We start from the raw sequence: 18,257 nt of genomic DNA on the forward strand, positions 1-18,257 counted from the left end.
AAACTAAAAAATGAGTACTTTAAAAATTGCAATTCAAAAATCCGGCCGTCTAAACGAAGACAGCATTCAAATCTTAAAAGACTGCGGTATTTCAATTAACAACGGAATCGATCAGCTAAAAGCAGAAGCGTCTAATTTTCCTCTTGAAGTTCTATATCTAAGAAATTCAGACATTCCTCAATATTTAATTGACGGAGTAGTAGATTTAGCCATCGTTGGCGACAATCTTTTGGTAGAGAAAGGAAAAGATATTGAAGTCGTGCAGCGCTTAGGATTTTCAAAATGTAAAGTATCTGTTGCCGTTCCTAAAACTTTCGAATACAATTCTATACAGGATCTGGCAGGTTTAAGAATTGCGACTTCTTATCCAAATACAGTAAATGAATATTTCAATTCTTTCGGCCTTACGGTTGATATTCACCAAATTTCCGGTTCTGTAGAAATCGCACCAAACATAGGCCTTGCCGATGCGATAGTAGATATTGTTTCCAGCGGAAGCACTTTATTTAAAAACAATTTAAAAGAAGTTGAAGTAATTTTAAAAAGTGAAGCAGTTCTGGCAGTTTCTCCAAAAGTTTCTCCGGAAATCCAGAAACACATTGATACTCTGAAATTCAGAATTCAATCGGTTTTAAGAGCTAGAAATTCCAAATATATTTTAATGAATATTCCAAACGACAAAATCGATGCAGTTGGAAAAATTCTTCCGGTTTTAAGAAGTTTAACTGTTCTTCCTTTGGCACAGGAAGGCTGGAGCAGTGTACATTCGGTAATTGATAAAGATACTTTTTGGGACGTAATTGATAAATTAAAAGAAGCAGGAGCCGAAGGAATTTTAGTTTGCCCAATCGAAAAAATGGTACTATAAAAAGAAATTCCAATATTGAAATTCCAAATTCCAAAATCAGCTTGAGAGCTTTAAATATCCTCTACAACATTGGAATTTGAATTTAAATTTAAAAAGGAATTTAAAATACAATATTATGAATAAAATAGACAATCCAAAACCAGATACATGGTCTGAAATATTAAAAAGACCAACGCAGACAATTGATGATATTGAAGTTACAGTAAAAGAAATCTTTAGGGAAGTTCAGAAAAAAGGAGATGAAGCTGTAGCAAAATATACTTCAATTTTTGACGGAATTACATTAAATAATTATGAGGTTTCTGCAGAAGAAGTGAAAGAAGCTGTTGAATTAATTCCGAATGAATTAAAAGAAGCAATTCAGCTGGCAAAAAATAATATTTATAAATTTCACAGCGCACAAAAAACAGAACGAATTGAAATTGAAACTGTTGAAGGTGTAAATTGCTGGCAGGAAAAAAGACCAATTCAAAAAATAGGATTATATATTCCGGGCGGGACAGCGCCGTTATTTTCAACAGTTTTAATGCTGGCAGTTCCCGCTCAGATTGCAGGCTGTAAAGAAATAGTTTTGTGCTCGCCTCCGGATAAATCCGGCAAAATAAATCCGGCAATTTTATATGCGGCAAATTTATGCGGTGTAACTAAAATTTTAAAAGTCGGCGGGATTCAGGCAATAGCCGGAATGACATTTGGAACACAATCTATTCCAAAAGTGTATAAAATATTTGGTCCGGGAAATCAGTTTGTAACAGTAGCAAAACAATTAGCAACTCAGTTTGGTGTTGCAATCGATATGCCGGCCGGTCCTTCAGAATTATTAATTGTTGCCGATGATACTGCGATTCCAGCTTTTGTAGCTTCAGATTTATTGTCTCAGGCAGAACACGGAACTGATAGTCAGGTAATTTTGGTTTCGACATCTAAAAAATTAATTAACGAAGTCGAAAAAGAAATTCAGGATCAGCTGGAAGTACTTCCAAGAAAAGCTATTGCTCAAAAAGCGATTGAAAATTCAAAATTAATTTATGTAGAAAATGACCAGACTGCCTTAGATTTAATTAACGAATATGGTCCGGAACACTTCATTATTTGTTCTCAATATGATGATTTTTACTGCAACGGAATCGTAAATGCAGGATCGGTTTTTATTGGAAATTATACTCCGGAAAGCGCCGGTGATTATGCTTCGGGAACCAATCACACATTACCGACAAACGGTTATGCCAAAAATTACAGCGGTGTTAATTTGGATAGTTTTATGAAATCAATGACTTTTCAGAAAATATCTCAAAAAGGAATTCAGAATATTGGAAAAGCAATTGAAGTTATGGCTGAAGCCGAAGGTTTGCAGGCACATAAAAACGCGGTTACTTTAAGATTGGAGAGTTTAGAGTAGAGAGAATAGAAGTGAGATTTAAGAATTAAGAATTAAGATTTGAGAAGCAAAATTCAAGAATAATGAAAAAGAGAGTAAAAATTAGATTTTGGAAAGCTTTGTCCTGATTCTTACCTTTTAATAAAAAAATAAACAATGAGTACTTTCGATATAAATACTATTACACGTGAAAATGTAAAATCTTTAAAACCGTATTCTTCTGCGAGAGATGAATTTGAAGATTTTGATACAGCCGAAATGATTTTTCTGGATGCTAACGAAAATCCGTTTCAAAATGGCGTAAACCGTTATCCGGATCCACAGCAGAATTCGGTAAAAGCAATTTTAGCGAAAAATAATAATACCAAACAAAGTCAGATTTTATTAGGAAACGGAAGTGATGAAGTTTTAGATTTAATTTTCAGGGCTTTTTGCGAACCTAAAACAGACAACATTATCACACTTCCGCCAACATACGGAATGTACAGCGTTCTGGCTAATATTAATGCTGTCGAAAACAGAGAAATTCTGCTTACAAATGATTTTCAGCCTCAGGTTGAAAAGATTTTAGAAGCTGTAGATGAAAACACAAAGATCATATTTTTATGTTCTCCAAATAATCCAACTGGAAATTCTTTTTCAGATGAAAGTGTGGTAAAATTGCTTCAAAACTTCAAAGGATTAGTTGTAATTGATGAAGCGTATATTGACTTTTCGGAGAAAGAAAGCTGGCTGACTGAAATTGACGAATATCCAAATTTGGTAATTACACAAACGCTTTCAAAAGCATACGGTCTTGCAGGAATTCGTTTAGGAATCTGCTATGCTTCCGAAGCTGTGATTTCAGTTTTAAATAAAATAAAACCGCCTTATAACGTAAATGAATTAACGCAGCAAAGAGCAATTGAACGTTTAAAAGATTCAGGTAAAATAAAACAGGAAATTATTTCTATTATTGAACAAAGAGAAGAATTACTTAAAGTTTTAGTTGAAGTTGATTTTGTAAAAAAGGTTTACCCGACAGAGGCTAATTTTGTCTTAGTAAAAGTAGATGATGCCAACAAAAGATACGATCAATTAATCGAAAAGGGAATCGTAATTCGTAACAGAACAACACAGCCTTTATGCGAAAACTGTCTTCGTTTTACCATTGGAATACCGGAAGAAAATGCAGTTTTGATTAAGGAATTGAAATTATTGAAGTAAAAATATTGGCCACAGATTACACAGATTTAAATGATTTTTTATTCTGTTTGTGATAATTTTTTTGCGACGAATTAGTACGAATTAAATTAGTGTAATTCGTGAAATTCGTGGAAAAAAAGAACAAAAAAAATCATTTTTAATCATTGAAATCTGAGGCAGAACAAAAAAATATTATGAAAAAAGTACTTTTTATCGATCGTGACGGAACGATTGTTTTAGAACCTGAAAATTATCAATTAGACAGCTTAGAAAAACTGGAATTTTATCCAAAAGCATTTCAGTATCTGGCGAAAATTGCCTCTGAATTAGATTACGAATTGGCAATGGTAACCAATCAGGACGGATTAGGAACAGATAGTTTTCCGGAAGATACATTTTGGCCAACGCAAAATTTCATTTTAAAAGCATTTGAAAATGAAGGTGTTTTATTTGATGAGATATTTGTTGACAGATCATTTCCGGAAGATAACGCACCAACACGCAAACCAAGAACCGGAATGCTGACTAAATATTTAAACAATCCGGAATATGATTTAGAAAATTCTTTTGTTTTAGGCGATCGCTTAACGGATGTTGAACTGGCAAAAAATCTTGGCGCAAAAGCGATTTTCATGAATATGACAGACGGAATTGGAAGCAATGAAATTTCATCAAAACGGGAAGAATTAAACGATACAATTGTTTTACAAACTATAGACTGGAAAAGAATTTATGAATTCCTGAAATTAGAAGCGCGTTCAGCTTCGATTACCCGTAAAACAAATGAAACTGATATTTACATCAACCTGAATTTAGACGGAACCGGAAAAAGTAAAATTGATACCGGAATTGCTTTTTTTGATCACATGTTAGATCAGATTTCACGTCACGGTCAAATGGATTTGGAGATTCTTGTAAAAGGTGATTTAGAAGTTGATGAGCACCACACGATCGAAGATACGGCAATTGCTTTGGGAGAAGTTTTTGCAAAAGCGTTAGGAAACAAATTAGGAATCGAACGTTATGGCTTCTGTCTGCCAATGGATGATTGTTTGGCGCAGGCCGCAATTGATTTTGGCGGAAGAAACTGGCTGATTTGGGAAACAGAATTTAAACGCGAAATGGTTGGGAAAATGCCAACTGAAATGTTTTATCACTTTTTTAAATCATTTACAGATGGGGCAAAAGCCAATTTAAATATCAAAGCAGAAGGAATCAATGAACATCACAAAATTGAAGCGATTTTTAAAGCTTTCGCGAAAGCAATAAAAGTTGCCGTAAAACGTGATACAGAAAAAATGATTCTGCCTTCAACGAAAGGAATGCTGTAATTAATTTTGTTTCAGGTTTCACGTTTCAAGTTGCTCAACAGGACATGAAACCTGAAACTTGAAACCTGAAACTTGAAACCTGAAACTTGAAACCTGAAACTTGAAACCTGAAACAAAAAAACAAAATCTATGAACGCCAAAAAGTTTGCAGAAGAATGGATAAAATCATGGAATTCTCATGATTTGGAGGATATAATGAAACATTATGCCGATGACCTGGAAATTACAACCCCAATGATAAAATTGGCTGGAGGAATTGAAAGCGGCTCTCTTTCGGGCAAAGAAAATGTTGCGGCATATTGGAGTAAAGCACTTTCAAAATTTCCGGATTTGATGTTTGAATTAATTGATGTGACTTCAGGAGTAAATTCTGTTGCATTGTATTACAAATCCATAATGAACAAAAAAGCGGTTGAAGTAATGTTTTTTGATGAAAATGGACTGGTAAACAAAATGATCGCACATTATACGGATCTATGAAATTATTTCAAGTTTCAGGTTTCAGGTTTCAAGTTCTCTACAGCAACTTGAAACCTGAAACCTGAAACAAAATAAAACAAACAAAAGTAAATGAAAATAGTAATTATAAATTACGGAGCAGGAAATATTCAGAGCATTATGTTTGCTATTGAAAGACTGGGTTTTAAAGCCGTTTTGAGTAACGATCCGGAAGAAATTCAGTCGGCAGATAAAGTGATTTTTCCTGGTGTAGGTGAAGCAAGCTCGGCGATGTTTAAGCTTCGTGAAAGTGGTTTGGATAATTTAATTCCAAATTTAAAACAGCCGGTATTAGGAATCTGCCTTGGAATGCAGCTTATGTGCAATTCAACCGAAGAAGGAAATACTAAAGGTTTAGGGATTTTTGATGTTGATGTAATAAAATTTACGCAAAACGTAAAGGTGCCGCAAATGGGCTGGAATCAGATTTATGATTTAAAATCGGATTTGTTTGCGGGTATTTCAGAAAATGAATTTATGTATTTGGTGCACAGTTTTTATGCTCCAAATTGTGAAGAAGCCATAGCCACAACGAATTATGATGTTGAATACGCATCGGCATTACAAAAAAATAATTTTTACGGAACTCAATTTCACCCGGAAAAAAGCGGAGATATTGGGGAGAAGATCTTGGGTAATTTTTTAAAAATTCCAAATTTTTAAATTCCAAATTCCAATTCAATATCAAAAATCAATTACAATCAAAATATCAATTTCAATTTTAGAATCTAAAATCTAAAATCAGAAATCTAAAATAAATAAAAATGAGAATAATACCAGCAATAGATATCATTGAAGGAAAATGTGTTCGTTTGTCCAAAGGAGATTATGATACTAAAATAATTTACAATGAAAATCCGCTTGAAGTGGCCAAATCATTTGAAGGACATGGAATTGAATATCTGCACTTGGTAGATTTAGACGGTGCGAAATCAAGCAAAATTGTCAATTATAAAATCTTAGAACAAATTGCAACGCAGACAAGTTTAAAAATTGATTTTGGAGGCGGATTAAAAGCTGATTCTGATTTGAAAATTGCTTTTGAAAGCGGTGCAAACCAAATTACCGGTGGAAGTATTGCGGTAAAAAACAGAGAAATTTTCCAAAAATGGATTTCAGAATACGGATCAGATAAAATCATTTTAGGTGCTGATGCGAAAGATGAAAAAGTAGCGGTTTCTGGCTGGTTAGAAGATTCAAAAGAAGATTTGATTCCGTTTATTCAGGATTATCAAAACAAAGGAATTCAGTACGTTATCTGCACAGATATTGCAAAAGACGGAATGCTGGAAGGTCCAAGTTTTGATTTATATGCTAAGATTTTAGCGGAAGCAGAAGGAATTAAATTAATCGCTTCCGGAGGAATTTCTACTTTTGATGAATTGCCAAAACTGGCTGAATTAGGCTGTGAAGGAACAATCATTGGAAAAGCGATTTATGAAGGAAGAATTTCCTTAAAACAACTGGAGAACTATATAATTAGTTAATTAGAAAATGTGATAATTAGATAATTTTTATGCGACCGCTAAATAATTATCTAATTTTCTAATTGACAAATTATCTAAATTATAATAATTGACACATTAAAAACATGTTAGCAAAAAGAATCATACCTTGTTTAGATATAAAAAACGGGAGAACAGTAAAAGGCGTTAATTTTGTAGATTTACGAGATGCCGGCGATCCTGTAGAATTGGCGGAAATATACTCGGCTGAAGGTGCGGATGAATTGGTTTTTCTGGACATTTCAGCCACCGAAGAGCGACGTAAAACGCTGGTAAACATGGTGCGAAGCGTAGCGGAAAAAATCAACATTCCATTTACTGTGGGCGGCGGCATTTCTTCCGTTGAAGATGTTGATATATTGCTTAATAACGGTGCTGATAAAGTTTCGATCAATTCATCGGCAGTAAAAAATCCGCAGTTAATAAATGACTTGGCTCAGAAATTTGGAAGCCAGTGCGTTGTTGTTGCAATTGACGCTAAACAAATTGACGGACAATGGATTGTGCATCTGGTTGGCGGAAAAGTACCTACAGAATTAAATCTTTTTGATTGGGCTGTAGAAGTGGCGGAACGCGGCGCGGGTGAAATTTTATTTACTTCCATGGATAATGACGGAACTAAAAATGGTTTTGCCAACGATGCTTTGGCTAAATTATCAACCCTGATAAATATTCCGATTATAGCTTCAGGCGGAGCCGGGAATATTCAGCATTTTGTGGATTCTTTTACAAAAGGAAAAGCAGACGCCGCTTTGGCTGCAAGCGTTTTTCATTTTAAGGAAATTGAAATCAAAGCTTTGAAGCAAGAACTCAGTAATAACGGAATTGAAGTAAGATTGTAAAGTTTAAATTCTAATTTTTAAAATCCAAATTCCAATTGCAATATCAAAATCAATTAAAAATATCAATATTTTCAGTTTTAGCAATCTAAAATCTGAACTCTAAAATCTAAAATCAAAAATGGAAATCGATATCAAAAGTGCACACGGATTAATTCCGGCGATAATTCAGGATTCAGAAACGAAAAATGTTTTAATGCTGGGTTACATGAACGAAGAATCGCTTCAAAAAACTATAGAAACACAAAAAGTAACTTTTTTCAGCCGTTCCAAACAAAGACTTTGGACAAAAGGCGAGGAGAGTGGCAACTTTTTAAATCTGGTAAGTATTAAAAATGACTGCGACGGCGATACGCTTTTGATTCAGGCAAAACCTGTCGGACCTACTTGCCACACAGGCGCAGATACGTGCTGGCAGGAACCAAATGATGCTAATTATGGTTTTATTTCGCAGTTAGAAAACATCATCAAAACCAGAAGGGAAAATGCTGATTCTGAGAAGAGTTACGTAGCTTCATTATTCGAAAAAGGAATTAACAAAATTGCCCAAAAAGTGGGTGAAGAAGCGGTAGAAGTAGTTATTGAGGCAAAAGACGATAATGACGATTTATTTCTCAGCGAAAGCGCCGACTTGCTTTTTCATTATTTAATTCTGCTGCAGGCAAAAGGGTATCAATTAAATGATGTTGTTGAAGTTTTGAAGAAAAGACAGAAGTAGCATAAATCTGTCATTTGCTCGAAGGGAGAAATCACACAAGAAATTGCACAAAGTATATATAGTAATCTTTGTCGATTTTTAGTGTGATTTCTCTTTTTTGTTTAAATAAATAGTATATTTTATTTAAGTTAAATCTTGTTAAAATTTACCTTTTTTATGCTTTGATAATATATCTTTGCAAAAAATGATTTAAATGAATAGAGAAATTGAAAGTTTAAAGGAAAAACTATCTAAAAATTTATTATTAACTAATGATGAACTGATAGTGCTTTTAGAAAATTTTATGGATCAGTTTTGATTAAAGGAAGGTTTGATTAAACTATGAATGCCTTTTATAATTATGGCACTTTTTTAAAACTATCAAAATTAGTTGTTTTGGAAGATTCTTCAAAATTCTCTCATTTACTTAAGAAAATCGATTATGTCCGGATAATTGAAGCTAAACTTTTTAATAAGGAAGCCAAAATGCAAATATTCGCCGGAATAGTTTTTTTTCTGGCAGGTATTGGTTTAGGCATTTTCCTTTGGTCTGTAGTTGGTTTCGGAATAACCATTTTGATAAGCATCGCTTTTGTGTTACAAGGCATAATACTTTTTTTAAAAGGAATAGGTAATTATCGTCAATACTAAAATAGCATATCAAAATGGAAGTACAGAAAATTAGAGAAAATTTTTCAAATAATAATGATTTAACACAAAATAAATTGCTCGTACTTCATGAAGATTTTATTGATATAATTTCAAAAAGAGGCAGATTTGATAATAAGTTTAAAGAGTTTTACACATATAAAAACTACAAAAAGCTAATTGATAAACTGGTTTCAAATAATTATTGCAAACTTTCGGATTCATTGCTGCTAAAGCTGAATAAAGTACATTTTGCTGAAACAAAACTTTTGAATAGAAAATATGTTATTATGATGTGTCTTGCTTTGTTTTTAATAGTACTAAGCATAATTATTTATCAGATAACTGATGAGAATAATGCAGATTTCCTTACTGATATATCTAAAATTTTAATGTTTTTTTTAGGTGTTTTTTTATTAGTTCGTGGCGTACAGGAATATGAATTGTAGAGCTTTTATAAAATGGATATTCAAAAAATAAAAGAAAAAATTTCTAGCGGTCATAATTTTACTAATTCTGAGAAGTATTTAGCACTAATGGATGATACAGTAAATTATCTTTTAAAAGAAGGCAAATTTGGTAAAAAGACAATTCATACAAATGACCATTATTTCTATTTAAGAAAAATTCTTAAAAGTGTAATTATTCCAGAGGATCTTTTAGAGAAGATCCATAAAGTTGATTTGATCTTATTGGAAAACTCTAAAAAATTTTATCAATCACAGAGAAATATTGGTATCACTTTAATATTGGCAGGAATTGTATGTTATTTTTTATTTGGTTTTATAATAGGTGTAAGCGTTATTGTATTGGGGACTATTAGAATATATGCGGCAGTTGAATATTATAAGAATGCAAAGAGAGAATTAAATGAATTTGAGAATTAAAATTTACTCAAACAAAATGGAGATTGAAAAAATTATTGAAAAAGTTTTGGTTGGACACAATACCACTTATTTGGAAGACCAGATACTTGCAGTTTACGAAATAACTAACCGAGTTTTAAAAGACGGGAGATTTTCTCCAAAAGCCCCTCCTTATAATAAGGCACAGTATCAAGCAAATAAGGAGTTATTGTTTTTAGCAGCTAAAGATGTTAATGAAGGAATCCCTCATGAGTTAATTTCTAATATTCAAAAAACTGATGCAATTGCCGTTAAAGAGTATAAAAATCAATATCACGGTTATATATACCCTGGAATTTTCATAATATTTATTGGTTTAGGAGCATATTTTCTTATGAACAGTTTAATATGGCTTATTTGTTGTATTATCATTGGAATATATTTTGGTCTATATTCATTTGAGCAGCTAAAAAAAGCTAATGATTTAATTGCCAAAAAAAATGAATCTGCTTAAGTTTTGATTTTTCAATGCAAAATCCTGTTAAATTATTTAATGTGTTTTTTTAATTTCCATCTTTAAAAAAAATAATAATGAACATCGAGTTGATTAAACAAGACTATATAAATAATAAAAAATTATCTGAAAAAGAATTGTTTTTCCTTTTTGAAAACATTCTGGATACTGTTTTAAAACAAGAAAAATTTGATAATGCTGCAGAGGCATTTTATACGCATAGAAATTATAGTCATGTAAGAATTATGATTTTAGAAAGTGGTTTTGAAATCCCAGTCGAACTAGAATCAAAAATTGAAAAAGTATTTAAAATTGAATCTGCGTTATTAAAAAAAGAATCGAAAGCAAAAATGTACTTAGGTATATTTTTGATAATCTTTAGTATTGGAGGTTATGTTTTATTTCAAAATGAATTTGGAAAAACGCCATTTTTCTTTATTGTTATTGTATTCTTGTTTGGCCTTGTTTTATTTTTAAGAGGAATAACTGATTTGAGAAAATTTCAGAGATAAAAAATAAGATTATTAACAAAAGTATTACTCCACAAACTCAAAAACAGCAAAATCTTTCGGCTGATGAAATCCAAATTTTAAACTCTTATACGGTTGTAAGGCAAGATATTCTGTTGTGTTACCGTAATCAATTCTAAAAGCATTTCCTTTCCATTTAGTACCCGTTTTTGGTTTTGTAAAATTGCCGTATTTAATTTTTTCCAAGCTTGCAAATGGTATCTTAATTTCGGTACAAAAACCTTCTGAGGTTATTTTGCTTACTGTTTCAAAACCGGAAATATCAAAATCCATTGCTGCATTCCAGCCTCCGCAATCAGGAGAAATACATTTTAAAAGCATATCATAATAGGTAGAAAAAGCATTTACGCCAATTTCAATATAATTTTTTCCGTCACCGTCGGGATCAATAAAAATTTCTGCCAAATCATCTGTTTCGTAGATTTTAGAATCTTTTGGCTGTGGTTTTCCTATTATTTGAGAATCGGCACAACGAAAAGCAATATATAAATTTTCATCATTCCATGAAAATGAAACCATCGTATTTTGAGCTGCTTTTTTGCCTGAGTTGTGAATTACAAACGGACCAAAAAATGTTGTTTTCCAATCGGTTAAATCCCCATCAATCAAAATATTTTCTGCCGTTTTATAAATGGGAATTACCTGCGAATAATTAGATATGGAAAACAAGAACACCAAAAGATATAAAAGCGAGTTAAATTTCATAAAAACCGGATAATTTTGGCTAAAATAAAAAACAATACCGGATATAAATACAAATTTTGTAACATTAATCAAAAAAGAATACTAATAGTGTAACTACTAATTCAAAACTAATTATAAATGATCAAAAAATACTTTGGAAGTGCTGTAATAGCCTTTTTTATTGGTTTTTCGGTTAATGCTCAAGGGCTTATGGGTAAATCTGAAACCATTTTTACACATCAGGATACTTTACGCGGCAGCATTACAAAAGAAAGGGCCTGGTGGAATTTGAAATACTATCATCTGGATATTAAGGTAAATCCGGCAGACAGGACGATTTCGGGATCCAATACGGTTCGATATACGGTTTTGACAGAAAATAATCGCATGCAGATTGATCTGCAGGAACCGATGAAAATTACGAAAGTAACGCAAAACGGAAAAGAATTAAAATTTGAAAGAGACGGAAATGCCTTCTTCATTACTTTAAGCGAAAATCAAAAAATTGGTGAGACTAAAGAAATTGTAATCTCATTTGGAGGTGTTCCGAAAGAAGCTGTTCGCCCGCCCTGGGATGGAGGTATTACCTGGCAGAAAGATAAAAACGGAAAAGATTTTATCGCATCATCTTGTCAGGGTTTAGGAGCCAGCGTTTGGTGGCCTTGTAAAGATCATATGTACGATGAAGTGGAGAATATGCTGATTAGTGTAAATGTTCCGGGACATTTAACCGATGTTTCAAATGGAAGGTTACAAAGCGTTAAAAAACAAAAAGATGGAACCAAAACTTTTAACTGGTATGTTGCAAACCCAATTAATAATTACGGTGTAAACATCAACATTGGAGATTATGTTAATTTCTCTGAAAAGTTTAAAGGAGAAAAAGGCGATTTAGATTGTAATTATTATGTTTTGAGAGATAATCTTGAAATTGCGAAGAAACACTTTCGGGATGCTCCAAAAATGCTGAAAGCTTTTGAAAATTGGTTTGGGCCTTATCCGTTTTATGAAGACAGCTACAAATTGGTTGAAGTTCCGTATTTAGGAATGGAACATCAAAGTTCTGTGACATATGGAAATGACTATCAAAATGGTTACAGAGGAAACGATATGAGCGGAACAGGCTGGGGATTAAAATTTGATTATATTATTATTCATGAGTCCGGACACGAGTGGTTTGCAAACAATATTACATATAAAGACATCGCAGATATGTGGATGCATGAAAGTTTTACAACGTATTCTGAATCGCTTTTTATTGAATATTATTACGGCAAAGAGGCTGCAAATGAATATATAAGAGGAATCAGAAAAGTGATTACCAATAAAAAACCGATTATTGGTTATTATGACGTAAACGTCGAAGGATCCGGAGATATGTATCCAAAAGGAGCGAATATAATTCACACCATTCGTCAGGCTATAAATGATGATGCAAAATTTAAATCGATTTTAAGAGGTTTAAACAGCACTTTTTACCATCAAACCGTTACTACAAAACAAATTGAAGATTATATTATAAAACAATCGGGAATAGATTTCAGTCCTGTTTTTAATCAGTATTTAAGAACAACTCAGGTTCCTACTTTTGAATACTATTTTAAAAATCAGAAATTGATTTATCACTGGATTAATGCTGTAGAAAATTTCAATCTGCCTTTAAAAGTAACATTAAATGGTGTTGAAACCTGGCTGAAACCAACAACCGACTGGAAAGCGGAAGATGCCAAAGGAGATAAACCAACCTTAGCGGTTGATAAAAACTTTTACGTGACAGAGTTTAATATCACCAATTAAACTTCGGAAATAATTAAAAAAACAGCCCAATAAATTTCTTATTTATTGGGTTTGTTTTTTGAGGAAGAAATCATAAAATTTTAGAAATCTTAATCCGAATGTTTACATTTGTTGCAGATTGATTTCAAAATAATACCATTTTACTAATGAAAAATTACTTCGGAAGCATTTTTACTGCTTTTTTAATTGGTTTTACTGCCAATGCCCAGGGACTTCTTAATAAAGGAGAAACAGTTTTTACACATCAGGACACTTTACGCGGAAGCATCACAAAAGAAAGAGCCTGGTGGGATTTAAAATATTATCACCTTGATGTAAAAGTTGATCCTAAAGAAAAAACTATTTCGGGCTCAAATACAGTTCGTTATACGGTTTTGACCGAGAACAATAAAATGCAGATTGATTTGCAGGAACCAATGAACATTACGAAAGTAACGCAGAATGGAAAAGAATTAAAATTTGAAAGAAACGGAAATGCCTTCTTTATCACTTTAAGTGAAAAGCAAAAGATTGGCGACAAAAAGGAAATCGTAGTTTATTTTAACGGAAAGCCTAAAGAAGCGGTTAGAGCACCGTGGGACGGCGGATTTTCTTGGAAAAAAGATAAAAATGGAAAAGATTTTATTGCTACATCCTGTCAGGGTTTAGGTGCCAGTGTGTGGTGGCCGTGTAAAGATCATATGTACGATGAAGTAGAAAACATGTTAATCAGCGTGAATGTTCCGGGAGATTTGACTGAAGTTTCAAACGGAAGACTGCAAAGCGTTAAAAAAGAAAAAGACGGAACTAAAACCTTCAATTGGTATGTTTCAAATCCTATAAATAATTATGGTGTAAACATCAATATTGGGGATTATGTGAATTTCTCTGAAGTTTTTAAAGGAGAAAAAGGCGATTTAGACTGTAATTATTATGTCTTGAGAGATAATCTGGCTTTGGCAAAAGAGCAGTTTAAAGATGCTCCAAAAATGCTGAAAGCTTTTGAAAATTGGTTTGGACCTTATCCGTTTTATGAGGACAGCTACAAATTGGTAGAAGTTCCGTATTTAGGAATGGAGCACCAAAGTTCTGTAACTTACGGAAATCAATACAAAAATGGTTATTTAGGACGTGATTTAAGCGGTACGGGCTGGGGACTAAAATTTGATTTTATCATTATTCATGAGTCTGGCCACGAATGGTATGCTAACAATATTACCTACAAAGATATTGCTGATATGTGGGTGCATGAAAGTTTTACAAATTATTCTGAAAGCTTGTTTTTAGAATATTATTATGGAAAAGACGCTGCAGCTGAATATATTATCGGATGCAGAAAAAACATCAAAAATGATACTCCAATTATAGGGCATTATGATGTAAATAATGAAGGATCCGGAGATATGTATCCAAAAGGAGCGTCAATGCTTCACATGATTCGTCAGGTAATTAATGACGATGCCAAATGGAAATCGATTTTAAGAGGAATGAATAAAACTTTTTACCATCAGACAGTTACAGGAAAACAAATTCAGGATTATATAAACGAACAATCCGGAATTAACTTTAACAGAGTGTATGCCCAATATTTAACTACAACTCAAATTCCGGTTTTTGAATATATGTTTAAAAATGGAACTTTCGGTTATCACTGGACAAATTGTGTGGCTAAATTTGACATGCCGGTCAGAGTAAAATTAAACGGTGTTGAAACCTGGCTGAAACCAACAACAGAATGGCAGTCTGAAAAAACTACAAATGAAGACAGAAAACTAGAAGTTGATAAAGATTTTTATGTTACGACTTCAAATATCGTGGAATAAATTTAAAGAAATTTCAATAAAAAAATCCCAAATTCCAATTGATGGAGTTTGGGATTTTTAAGTTTAGTACATTACGTAAAGTTTCTATGTGCTATTTTCTCCCTCGGTTGAAATGACAAGTATTACCTAATAATTTGTGTAAAAAACCTTTGTCAAAGTTTTAAACTTTGACAAAGGTCGTTACCGTATAGTTTTGGAATTTGGAATTTAAAAAAATTGAAATTTAACCTTATCGGCTGTTAAGTTTTGCCTTTTCCTTAATTATATCCGCAATTTTTCTGTTTTCAATTTTGCTTTCAAGCCAGGAAATAATATCAAGATATAGGAAAGCTCTTTTTTCGTAAGTGTTTTTTTCAAGCTCCACAAAACGAGCGTGCATTTTCTTGAATTCTTTCTTTATATCAGCCGGATAAAAGTTATTCAGGTTTCTTAGAAACTTAATGATTTCTTTTTGAACTTCATGTAAATCATTCATTTTTAGCAAGAATTTATAAGTGCTTCTAAGATGATTTTCTAAATAATAATCTTTACCCAGTTCATAATGCGCAATCAACGATAAAAGCCTTGCAAAACACATTAAATCTTCGCGCATGCTTAAGTTCTTGTTATTGATTATTTTATCTAAATAAATAATACATTCATTATACTTTTCATTTCCAAAATAAATAGAAGCGATTTTATAGAAAAACAACATCTCGTGATGTTCGTCCAGATGCTCGCTGTGTAATTTCAGCTTATCCAGAATTTCGGGAATTAAATATTCGCTTTCGGCAAAAGTACCTTCAAGAATATGTAAATTCAGTTTATTATTATATATGTAGAGAAATGATAGCGATGCAATGTTATCGTTTACCGGAAATCTCGGATCCTCAATAGTTTCTTCTAAAAGCGAAAGATATCTTTTAAAATTCGAAGTATACTTCAGCATATAAAGCGATTCTAAAAAGTAGTGATTTCCTTTTAAGAAAAATACCGGATTCAGATAAATCATATTCGGGTTGTCATAAAAAAGCTGAACCCATTTATACGCAAATTTATAACTGGCTAAAAAATCCTGAACTAAAAAACTTCGCCAGAGATTAGCATTATAAAACCAGTATTTTTCGCGGAAACCAAATTTAGTTTCATCTAATTTTGCAATGTGCTTGTTAAAATAATCGTCAATATATTTATATTCTTCGTCACTTTTTACGTAACCGGTTTTTAACATGATTCCGTATAACTGAAGCGAAAGATTTGATAATTTACTGGAAATCGTATTACGGTAATTCAATTCTTTAGCCTGAACAACCAGTTCGTCTGCGCGTCCCTGAATACTTCGGGTAATATATTGTGATTCTATAAGTTTTTCAAATTCGACAATTTCATACGCCATATATTTCTCGTCATTTTCCAGCGCCTGTTGTTTTGTCTTATCGAGAATTTTTAAACTTTGTTTGTATAGACCTTTATTATACAAAATAACTGCAAAATCAATTTGTTCGCGCAATTGATATCGAATGTTCTGACTTGGAATATTTAAACGAATACTAACTAAAATTTGTTTGTATAGATATGATTTTAAGTTAGATAGCTGTACTTTTTTAATGCTTCCGCTCTTTAAAATCAGCTTTTCATCATACGTTTCAGATTTATCTAAAATATTAAATAATTCAATGAATTTAGTATTTGAACTAGTTTCTAATCGGCTTGCAAAAATTTTAAACTGCCTTTTTTCAGATTTGGAAAGTGATTTTATCAGAACAAATAAGAAATCTTTTTGATGGTTAGCCATTGTAAAAAATAATAATATAACTTATTGATTATTAAATATTTAAATCGTTATAAATTGTGTTATGAACAGTATAATCTCATTAAAATGAATTTGGTACTGAATAAGTACAATATATATTTGTTATCAAGATGTGAAATTACATTAAATAAATGAATATGAATAGAGAGAAAGTTCAAATTTTTGACACCACATTACGCGACGGTGAACAAGTTCCAGGATGTAAGTTAGATACTAAGCAAAAATTAGTTATCGCAGAACGACTAGACAAAATGGGAGTTGATATTATCGAAGCTGGTTTTCCTGTGTCAAGTCCGGGCGATTTTTTATCGGTCTCTGAGATTTGTAAAATTGTAGAAAATGCAACCGTCTGCGGACTAACAAGAGCCGTAAAAAACGACATTGATGTTGCTGCAGCTGCGTTAAAGCACGCTAAGAAACCTAGAATCCATACCGGAATCGGAACTTCAGAATCTCATATCCTCCACAAATTACAAACAACGCCCGAAGATATTATTGCAAGAGCAAAATTCGCAGTTGCTCACGCAAAAACATATGTAGAAGATGTTGAATTCTATGCAGAAGATGCTGGTAGAACAGACAATGCTTTCCTTGCAAAAGTTTGTGAAGAAGTTATTAAATCCGGAGCAACTGTATTAAATATTCCTGATACAACAGGATATTGCCTTCCGGAAGAATATGGAGCAAAAATTAAATATTTAAAGGAAAACGTAAAAGGAATCGAAAACGTAATCCTTTCATGTCACTGTCATAATGATTTAGGAATGGCAACTGCAAACTCTATTGCAGGTGCGATAAATGGAGCAAGACAAATTGAATGTACCATTAATGGTATTGGAGAAAGAGCAGGAAACACAGCACTTGAAGAAGTGGTGATGATTTTTAAACAGCATCCGTATTTAAATTTAGATACCAACATCAATACAAGAGAATTAAACGAAATGAGCCGTTTGGTTTCTGAAAGTATGGGAATGATCGTGCAGCCAAATAAAGCAATTGTTGGAGCAAATGCTTTTGCCCACAGTTCTGGAATTCACCAGGACGGAGTTATCAAAAACAGAGCGACTTACGAAATCATGGATCCGCTTGACGTTGGAGTGAATGAATCTTCTATTATTTTAACGGCAAGAAGCGGAAGAGCTGCATTAGCTTACCGTGCTAAAAAAGTAGGTTACGAACTGACTAAAACACAATTAGATACTGTATATATTGAGTTTTTGAAATTTGCTGATATTAAAAAAGAAGTGGTAGATGCAGATATTCATCAAATTATCGAAGCTTCTAAAATCGAAGGTGAATTAATCAGAAGTTAGTTGAAGAAACAATAGAATAGAGAGAATAGAA

Annotated in this window: 19 protein-coding genes; 17 read left to right on the forward strand and 2 right to left on the reverse strand. The window is 32.5% G+C overall.

The annotated features are described in order from the left end of the window. The first annotated feature begins 10 nt into the window (after window positions 1-10). The 14 genes from hisG (at window position 11) to ASE21_RS12660 (ending at window position 10,820) form a co-directional block, all read left to right on the forward strand. A complete protein-coding gene (gene hisG, locus ASE21_RS12595; protein WP_057123009.1) occupies window positions 11-868 on the forward strand; it encodes an ATP phosphoribosyltransferase in 858 nt (285 codons plus the stop codon). A 115-nt stretch (window positions 869-983) separates the two neighbouring features. Further along, the gene (gene hisD, locus ASE21_RS12600) at window positions 984-2,267 is read left to right on the forward strand and encodes a histidinol dehydrogenase (RefSeq protein WP_057123010.1); all 1,284 of its coding nucleotides are present in this window, start codon (window positions 984-986) and stop codon (window positions 2,265-2,267) included. Between the two features lie 135 nt (window positions 2,268-2,402). Continuing rightward, a complete protein-coding gene (hisC, locus tag ASE21_RS12605; protein ID WP_057123011.1) occupies window positions 2,403-3,452 on the forward strand; it encodes a histidinol-phosphate transaminase in 1,050 nt (349 codons plus the stop codon). A 173-nt stretch (window positions 3,453-3,625) separates the two neighbouring features. Then, window positions 3,626-4,762, forward strand: a complete 1,137-nt coding sequence (gene hisB / locus ASE21_RS12610; protein WP_057123198.1) for a bifunctional histidinol-phosphatase/imidazoleglycerol-phosphate dehydratase HisB — start codon at window positions 3,626-3,628, stop codon at window positions 4,760-4,762. Between the two features lie 129 nt (window positions 4,763-4,891). Beyond that, window positions 4,892-5,242 (forward strand): nuclear transport factor 2 family protein, encoded by a 351-nt coding sequence (locus ASE21_RS12615; protein ID WP_057123012.1) that lies wholly within the window; start codon window positions 4,892-4,894, stop codon window positions 5,240-5,242. 90 nt (window positions 5,243-5,332) lie between these two features. Continuing rightward, window positions 5,333-5,923, forward strand: coding sequence for an imidazole glycerol phosphate synthase subunit HisH (hisH, locus tag ASE21_RS12620; protein ID WP_057123013.1), 591 nt, complete (start codon window positions 5,333-5,335; stop codon window positions 5,921-5,923). A gap of 101 nt (window positions 5,924-6,024) precedes the next feature. Next, window positions 6,025-6,747 carry a 1-(5-phosphoribosyl)-5-[(5-phosphoribosylamino)methylideneamino]imidazole-4-carboxamide isomerase gene (gene hisA / locus ASE21_RS12625; RefSeq protein WP_057123014.1) on the forward strand — a complete coding sequence of 241 codons (723 nt, stop codon included), beginning with the start codon at window positions 6,025-6,027 and terminating at the stop codon, window positions 6,745-6,747. 104 nt (window positions 6,748-6,851) lie between these two features. Next, a complete protein-coding gene (gene hisF / locus ASE21_RS12630) occupies window positions 6,852-7,607 on the forward strand; it encodes an imidazole glycerol phosphate synthase subunit HisF (protein WP_057123015.1) in 756 nt (251 codons plus the stop codon). Window positions 7,608-7,725: 118 nt separating this feature from the next. Continuing rightward, complete coding sequence (gene hisIE, locus ASE21_RS12635; RefSeq protein ID WP_057123016.1) at window positions 7,726-8,322, forward strand: bifunctional phosphoribosyl-AMP cyclohydrolase/phosphoribosyl-ATP diphosphatase HisIE; 597 nt, start codon at window positions 7,726-7,728, stop codon at window positions 8,320-8,322. A 321-nt stretch (window positions 8,323-8,643) separates the two neighbouring features. After that, entirely contained in the window at window positions 8,644-8,952 is a 309-nt protein-coding gene (locus ASE21_RS12640; RefSeq protein WP_057123017.1) for a hypothetical protein, read from the forward strand. A 14-nt stretch (window positions 8,953-8,966) separates the two neighbouring features. Then, window positions 8,967-9,398 carry a hypothetical protein gene (locus ASE21_RS12645; protein ID WP_057123018.1) on the forward strand — a complete coding sequence of 144 codons (432 nt, stop codon included), beginning with the start codon at window positions 8,967-8,969 and terminating at the stop codon, window positions 9,396-9,398. A 12-nt stretch (window positions 9,399-9,410) separates the two neighbouring features. Then, a complete protein-coding gene (locus ASE21_RS12650) occupies window positions 9,411-9,836 on the forward strand; it encodes a hypothetical protein (protein ID WP_057123019.1) in 426 nt (141 codons plus the stop codon). A gap of 16 nt (window positions 9,837-9,852) precedes the next feature. Next, complete coding sequence (locus ASE21_RS12655) at window positions 9,853-10,308, forward strand: hypothetical protein (protein WP_128414694.1); 456 nt, start codon at window positions 9,853-9,855, stop codon at window positions 10,306-10,308. A gap of 77 nt (window positions 10,309-10,385) precedes the next feature. Continuing rightward, entirely contained in the window at window positions 10,386-10,820 is a 435-nt protein-coding gene (locus ASE21_RS12660) for a hypothetical protein (RefSeq protein ID WP_057123021.1), read from the forward strand. Between the two features lie 24 nt (window positions 10,821-10,844). Here the strand turns inward: ASE21_RS12660 and ASE21_RS12665 are convergent, their stop codons facing one another. Further along, window positions 10,845-11,543: a carbohydrate-binding family 9-like protein gene (locus tag ASE21_RS12665; protein ID WP_057123199.1), complete on the reverse strand. Its 699-nt coding sequence runs from the start codon at window positions 11,541-11,543 to the stop codon at window positions 10,845-10,847. 120 nt (window positions 11,544-11,663) lie between these two features. Here ASE21_RS12665 and ASE21_RS12670 point away from each other — a divergent pair, with 120 nt between their 5' ends. Both ASE21_RS12670 and ASE21_RS12675 read left to right on the forward strand, forming a co-directional pair. Then, window positions 11,664-13,319, forward strand: coding sequence for a M1 family metallopeptidase (locus tag ASE21_RS12670; protein ID WP_057123200.1), 1,656 nt, complete (start codon window positions 11,664-11,666; stop codon window positions 13,317-13,319). A gap of 146 nt (window positions 13,320-13,465) precedes the next feature. After that, window positions 13,466-15,121, forward strand: a complete 1,656-nt coding sequence (locus tag ASE21_RS12675) for a M1 family metallopeptidase (protein WP_057123022.1) — start codon at window positions 13,466-13,468, stop codon at window positions 15,119-15,121. Between the two features lie 229 nt (window positions 15,122-15,350). Here ASE21_RS12675 and ASE21_RS12680 read toward each other — a convergent pair whose 3' ends face one another. After that, the gene (locus ASE21_RS12680; protein WP_057123023.1) at window positions 15,351-16,895 is read right to left on the reverse strand and encodes a hypothetical protein; all 1,545 of its coding nucleotides are present in this window, start codon (window positions 16,893-16,895) and stop codon (window positions 15,351-15,353) included. A 155-nt stretch (window positions 16,896-17,050) separates the two neighbouring features. Here ASE21_RS12680 and ASE21_RS12685 point away from each other — a divergent pair, with 155 nt between their 5' ends. Next, a complete protein-coding gene (locus ASE21_RS12685) occupies window positions 17,051-18,226 on the forward strand; it encodes a 2-isopropylmalate synthase (RefSeq protein WP_057123024.1) in 1,176 nt (391 codons plus the stop codon). The last annotated feature ends 31 nt before the right edge of the window (window positions 18,227-18,257 follow it).

It is taken from the genome of Flavobacterium sp. Root901 (genome assembly GCF_001429765.1).
In the GTDB taxonomy this organism is placed as follows: Bacteria; Bacteroidota; Bacteroidia; order Flavobacteriales; family Flavobacteriaceae; genus Flavobacterium.